Origin of the sequence: Pseudomonas sp. DrBHI1 (assembly GCF_002205115.1) — a bacterium.
Lineage (GTDB): Bacteria > Pseudomonadota > Gammaproteobacteria > Pseudomonadales > Pseudomonadaceae > Aquipseudomonas > Aquipseudomonas mosselii.
The window spans coordinates 67932-73797 of the sequence record NZ_NIBE01000097.1 but is presented as its reverse complement, the minus strand read 5'-3'; the positions used below and the strand labels follow the sequence as shown (position 1 = coordinate 73797).

Annotated in this window: 6 protein-coding genes; 3 read left to right on the top strand and 3 right to left on the bottom strand. The window is 65.2% G+C overall.

The genetic code is table 11. From position 1 onward, the window contains the following. Window positions 1–497, top strand: a 497-nt coding sequence (locus CC207_RS19940) for an alpha/beta family hydrolase (RefSeq protein ID WP_088852637.1), incomplete at its 5' end; no start/stop codon positions are given. A 61-nt stretch (window positions 498–558) separates the two neighbouring features. Here the strand turns inward: CC207_RS19940 and CC207_RS19935 are convergent. Together CC207_RS19935 and CC207_RS19930 are read right to left on the bottom strand one after the other, a co-directional pair. Then, entirely contained in the window at window positions 559–843 is a 285-nt protein-coding gene (locus tag CC207_RS19935) for a pyrimidine/purine nucleoside phosphorylase (RefSeq protein ID WP_028692883.1), read from the bottom strand. Window positions 844–916: 73 nt separating this feature from the next. Further along, entirely contained in the window at window positions 917–1468 is a 552-nt protein-coding gene (locus tag CC207_RS19930; RefSeq protein WP_028692884.1) for an exonuclease domain-containing protein, read from the bottom strand. A 188-nt stretch (window positions 1469–1656) separates the two neighbouring features. On the opposite strand from CC207_RS19930, the gene CC207_RS19925 reads away from it, so the two are divergent. Beyond that, window positions 1657–2457 carry an ABC transporter substrate-binding protein gene (locus CC207_RS19925; protein ID WP_028692885.1) on the top strand — a complete coding sequence of 267 codons (801 nt, stop codon included), beginning with the start codon at window positions 1657–1659 and terminating at the stop codon, window positions 2455–2457. 125 nt (window positions 2458–2582) lie between these two features. Here CC207_RS19925 and CC207_RS19920 read toward each other — a convergent pair whose 3' ends face one another. Then, window positions 2583–3110, bottom strand: coding sequence for an RNA polymerase factor sigma-70 (locus CC207_RS19920; RefSeq protein ID WP_028692886.1), 528 nt, complete (start codon window positions 3108–3110; stop codon window positions 2583–2585). 318 nt (window positions 3111–3428) lie between these two features. On the opposite strand from CC207_RS19920, the gene CC207_RS27855 reads away from it, so the two are divergent. Continuing rightward, a partial coding sequence (locus CC207_RS27855) for an AMP-binding protein (protein ID WP_256582135.1) occupies window positions 3429–5866 on the top strand: 2438 nt, incomplete at its 3' end.

Here is a 5866-nt window from a genome sequence, read left to right as displayed (position 1 = left end):
GGGTAGGGGTGGTGCGCTTCGAGTTCCCATACATGGCCGAGCGGCGTCTGAGCGGCGGCAAGCGGCCGCCCAATCCGCAGAAGGTGTTGCTTGAATGCTGGCGGACTGTCTACGACCAGCTGCGACCATTGGTCGCAGGGCGGTTGGCTGTCGGTGGCAAGTCCATGGGCGGACGCATGGCCAGTCTCGTGGCGGACGAACTGGGCGCCGATGCGCTGGTGTGCCTGGGATATCCGTTCTATGCCGTGGGCAAGCCTGAAAAGCCACGCGTGGAGCACTTGGCCGGGCTGCATACGCGAACGTTGATCGTGCAGGGCGAGCGGGATGCCCTGGGCAATCGTGAGGCGGTGGCGGGGTATGCGCTATCGCCGGCGATCGAGGTGAGCTGGCTGGTGGCGGCCGATCATGACCTCAAGCCGTTGAAGGCGTCAGGGTTCAGTCATGAGCAGCACATGCAGGCGGCGGCGCAGCGCGTGGCGGCTTTCCTGCGGGTGTAGCCATCGCGAGGCAAGCCCGCTCTTCGTGGGAGCGGGCTTGCCCCGCGATGAGGGCCTCAGCTCAGTCGCGGTACTCGCACAGGTAAGCGGTATCCACGGCCACCTTCAGTTGGAACTTGCTGTCGGCGGCCACGTTGAACTTGTCGCCCGCGTTGAAGGTTTCCCAGTTGTCGCTACCTGGCAGCTTCACGCTCAGGGCGCCGGAGACTACGTGCATGATCTCGCGCTTGGCGGTGCCGAACTCGTATTCGCCCGGGGCCATCACACCCACGGTGGCCGGACCTTCCTTGCTTTCGAAGGCGATCGACTTGACGGTGCCATCGAAGTACTCATTGACCTTGAACATCGGGCGACTCCTGAAAAAGGACTGAAAAAAGGGCTGGCCAGTATGCCCAAGGCCCGCCCCTGCGTCATCTGTTTCAGGTGCTGCTTGGCGGCAGGCTCAGGGGCAGCAGGCGTGCGGTGTTGCGGGCGTCTTCCAGGGCCCGGTGCTGTTGCCCGGCAAACTGCAGGCCGGCCAGTTGCAGGGCGCTGTTCAGGCCTGCCGGACGCTGCAGGTGGCGGGCCTTGGCGAAGCGTTGCTTGAGGTTGATGTGCGGCAGTTGCTCCAGCAGGCTGCGCACATGGTGCGTCTGCCATTCCAGCAGCAGTTGCTTGCGGTCGTAGTCGCCCCAGCTTACCCAGGCCTGCAATTGTGCCTGGTGATGACCCAGCCAGCGTTCGAACGCGGCCCAGACTTCCGGGAAGGGCGCGGCGGCATCGACCTCGGCCTGGCCGATATGGGTCAGCTCGCGACAGAAGGAGGTCAGCTGCGGCCGCCGCCGGGGCCGCACGAAGCGCTGGAAGTGGTCGACCTCGCGCCCGTCGCGGGTGACCAGGCTTGCGCCGATTTCAATGATTTCCATCTCCGTGACCGGCCAGCCGCCGTCGTCGGTAGTGGCTTCCAGGTCGATCACCAACCAGTGGCCCATGCCAGGCTCCCTATCAATGCAGAAAAACCTGCGCACTTGCCGGGGCGCGTGCGCGGGCCAGTAGAGCGTAGCCAAACTCGAGGTTCACGACATCCCCTGGCACTTTGGCATATTCGGCGGTTGTGCCCGTGCGGGAAAACGCCTAGCTTAGGCGCATTCAGGCCCTTACCCGTGATGAGTGTCCCGACTTGATTCCACTGCCCAGTGCCAAGCTGTCGTCCTTCCTGTTGCTGTTCGCGACGGTTTTGCTGAATGCCGCGGCACAGGCCGAGGTGGTGCGGGAAGTGAAGATCGGGGCCGCGCATTTCCCGCCCTACACCGTGCGTCCGGAGCAGGGCGCCGACACCGGTCTGCTGCCGCAGCTGGTGGAGTCGCTGAACCGCTTGCAGTCCTTGTACCGTTTCGTCCTGGTGCCCACCTCGATTCCCCGGCGCTTCGGCGATTTCCAGCAGGGCCGCACCGACATGGCGATCTTCGAGAATCCGCAGTGGGGCTGGCAGGAGATCGAGCACAAGGCGGTGGACATGGGGCTGGAGGATGCCGAGATCTTCGTCAGCCGCCAGCAGTCAGGGCGTGACCAGCATTACTTCGACGATCTTGAGGGCAAGCGCCTGGCGCTGTTCAATGGCTATCACTATGCCTTTGCCGATTTCAACGCGGACCCGGCCTGGTTGAAGAAGCGCTACCGTGCCACGCTGACTTACTCCCACGACAGCAACCTCAACATGGTCGAGCGTGGGCGTGCTGACATCGCCCTGGTCACCCGCTCGTACCTCAGTGACTTCCTCAAGCGCAACCCGGACAGCGCCGGGCAGTTGCTGGCGTCGCAACGGGTCGATCAGGTCTACCATCACTACGCCTTGCTGCGTCCAGGGGCTTCCATCAGCCCCGAAGCCTTTGCCGGCTTGTTGCGTCAGTTGCGGGAAAATGGCGAGCTGCTGCGCATCTTCCAGCCCTACAAGATCACCGTCGAAGCCCCGCACGACTAAATTTCGACGAAGCCGCCGCGTATTCAGTAATGAGTGTGCAGGATTGTGCAGGGTCCGAGGCAAACGTGCCTGTAGCGGCCCTTTCGCGACGCGAGGAACTGGAGATTTGCCCTGCGATGGCGGTTTCAGCCCAGGCGGCTGCTCTTGCGGCAATGGATCAGCGCATCGCGGATCATGAAGTTGACCAGCGTCGGCGACACGCCCAGCTCCTTGGCGATGTCCTTCTGCGGCACGCCATGCAGGCGGTACATCTCGAAGGCGTAGCGGGTGCGTTTGGGTAGCTCGTCGAGGGCGTCGGCGATGTGTTCCAGGGTGGCGAGATTGATGTGGGTGGCCTCGGGCGAGGCATTCTGGATGACCACATTCATCCCTTCCTCTTCGCTGCCGGTGTATTTCAGCTCCATGGCCTGCTTGCGGTAGTGATCGATGGCCAGGTTGCGCACGATCTGGAACAGGTAGCTGAGCTGGGCCTTGAAGGACGAGGTGATCTGCGGGGCGGCGCTGAGCCTGAAAAAGGCGTCCTGCACCACATCCTCGGCGCGGGAGCGGCAACCGGTGATGCGCGCGGCGATCTTCACCAGGATGCTGCGGTTGTCGACGAATGCCTGGAGTAATGGTGAATCGCACTTACTTGTGGATAGTTGTTCCGCCATGGAAATCACCTTGTCTCGAAGAGGAGTGGGAGCGCCCCCTGAAGGAGGCTTCCTACGACGTGCGACAAACTATTCGTAATGATAATGATTGTCAAATACGAAAGTTAATGAGTTTTGATCTATTTTGGTTCTAAGCTCCAGGCTGTGAACTGCTTCACTCCATCCCTTTGCGGCCGGCCTTCCCGGGCCGTCCGACAGGCCTAATTTCTTCCCCGGCCCATCCGTTCCCCTGTGTACATCTCGGCTGCCGAACACTGCCCGCCTGTCGTGCGCGGGTCAGTCAGGCGCGACTCACCCAGACACTGGCAGGAACATTCCATGACGGACGCCTTCGAACTCCCGCACTCGCTGGTCCAGGCCCTGGCGCAGCGCGCCGCCCAGACCCCAGAGCGCATCGCCTTGCGCTTCCTGGCCGACGCGCCCGGCGAGCAGGCAGTGCTCAGCTACCGGGACCTCGACCAACGCGCGCGGACCATCGCCGCGGCGTTGCAGGCCCGGGCCGGGTTCGGCGAGCGAGCCGTGCTGCTGTTTCCCAGCGGCCCGGACTATGTCGCGGCCTTTTTCGGCTGCCTGTATGCCGGGGTGATCGCCGTGCCGGCCTATCCGCCGGAGTCTTCGCGCCAGCATCACCAGGAGCGCCTGTTGTCGATCATCGACGACGCCGAGCCGCGCCTGCTGCTGACGGTAGAAGCGCTGAGTGACAGTTTGCAGGGCCTCGAAGCCCTGGCTGGCGCCAGCGCTCCGGGCCTGCTGGCCGTGGATCGTCTGGACCCGCAGTTGGCCGAGCAGTGGCGCGAGCCTGAGCTCACGGGCAATGACATCGCCTTCCTGCAGTACACTTCCGGCTCAACCGCGCTGCCCAAGGGCGTGCAGGTCAGCCACGGCAATCTGGTGGCCAATGAGCAACTGATCCGCCAGGGTTTCGGCATCGACCTGAACCCGGATGACGTGATCGTCAGCTGGCTGCCGCTGTACCACGACATGGGCCTGATCGGTGGCCTGCTGCAGCCGATCTTCAGCGGCGTGCCTTGCGTGCTGATGTCGCCGGGCTATTTCCTCGCCCGACCGCTGCGCTGGCTGCAGGCGATCAGCGAATACGGCGGCACCATCAGCGGCGGCCCGGACTTCGCCTACCGGCTGTGCAGCGAGCGGGTCAGCGAGGCCGCGCTCGCCGGCCTGGACCTGAGCCGCTGGCGCGTGGCCTATTCCGGTTCCGAGCCGATTCGCCAGGACAGCCTCGACACCTTCGCCGAAAAATTTGCCGCCTGTGGCTTCGACGCCAGCAGCTTCTTCGCCAGCTACGGCCTGGCCGAGGCCACCCTGTTCGTCAGCGGCAGCCGCCGCGGCCAGGGCATCGGTGCCCTGGAGCTGGATGCCGAGGCCTTCGCCGCCAACCGTGCCGAGCCGGGCAAGGGCAGCATACTGATGAGCTGCGGCTATCCGCAGCCGGGCCACGCGGTGCGCATCGTCGAGCCGCAACAGCTGCAGGTGCTGGCTGACAACCAGGTGGGCGAGATCTGGGCCGGCGGCCCGAGCATCGCCCTGGGTTACTGGCGCAACCCCGAGGCCAGCGCCCGTACCTTCGTCGAGATGGACGGCCAGACCTGGCTGCGCACGGGCGATCTGGGCTTCATGCGCGACGGCGAGGTGTTCGTCACCGGGCGCCTGAAGGACATGCTCATCGTCCGTGGCCAGAACCTCTACCCGCAGGACCTGGAGAAGACCCTGGAGCGTGAGGTCGAGATGCTGCGCAAGGGCCGGGTGGCGGTGTTCGCCGTCGACGACCAGGGCGAGGAAGGCATCGGCGTGGCGGTGGAGATCAGCCGCAACGTGCAGAAAGCGCATACGCCCGAGGCGCTGATCAATACCCTGCGCCGGGTCATCGCCGACGCCTGCCGCCAGGCGCCGGCCGTGGTCCTGCTGCTCAATCCCGGCGCGCTGCCCAAGACCTCCAGCGGCAAGCTGCAGCGCTCGGCCTGCCGCCTGCGCATGAACGACGGCAGCCTGGATATCTATGCGCGGTTCCCGACGGCGCAAACGGCGCAGGGCCATGTCCTGGCCAGTGACGACCTGCAGGCACGGATCGCCGGTATCTGGCGTGAACTGCTCAAGGTCGAGGCGGTGGCGGCGGACGATCACTTCCTGCTGCTGGGCGGCAACTCCATCGCCGCCACCCAGGTGACCGCGCGCCTGGGCGACGAGCTGGGGCTGCAACTGAGTCTGCGCACCCTGTTCGAAGCACCGACCCTGGCCGAGTACAGCGCCGCCGTGGCGGCCATTGTCGCCGAAGGCGGCAGCACAGTTGGCGTGATCCGCAACCAGGACCGCGATCAGGCGTTACCGCAGTCACTGGCACAGAATCGCCTGTGGCTGTTGTGGCAACTGGAGCCGCAGTCCGCCGCCTACAACATCCCCGCCGGCCTGCACCTGCGCGGCGAGCTGGACGAGGCGGCGCTGCAGGCGAGCTTCCAGGCCCTGGTCGCCCGCCACGAATCCTTGCGCACGCTATTCGACGAAGTCGACGGCCAGGCCGTGCAGCGTATCCTGCCGAGCCAGTCGTTCAGCCTGCGTCATCTGGATCTCGATGGGCTGTCGCCCGCCGAGGTGGCCGCGCGCCGCGAGGACGAGGCGCAGCAGCCGTTCGACCTGCGCCAGGGTCCGCTGCTGCGGGTGACCCTGGCCCGCCTGGACGATGAAGAGCACCAGCTGTGGGTGACCCTGCACCACATCGTCGCCGACGGCTGGTCGCTGAACAT

Coding starts and splice junctions, on each gene's coding strand:
- CC207_RS19935 (WP_028692883.1), bottom strand. CDS start 843: ATGTTCAAGGTCAATGAGTACTTCGATGGCACCGTCAAGTCGATCGCC.
- CC207_RS19920 (WP_028692886.1), bottom strand. CDS start 3,110: ATGGCGGAACAACTATCCACAAGTAAGTGCGATTCACCATTACTCCAG.
- CC207_RS19930 (WP_028692884.1), bottom strand. CDS start 1,468: ATGGGCCACTGGTTGGTGATCGACCTGGAAGCCACTACCGACGACGGC.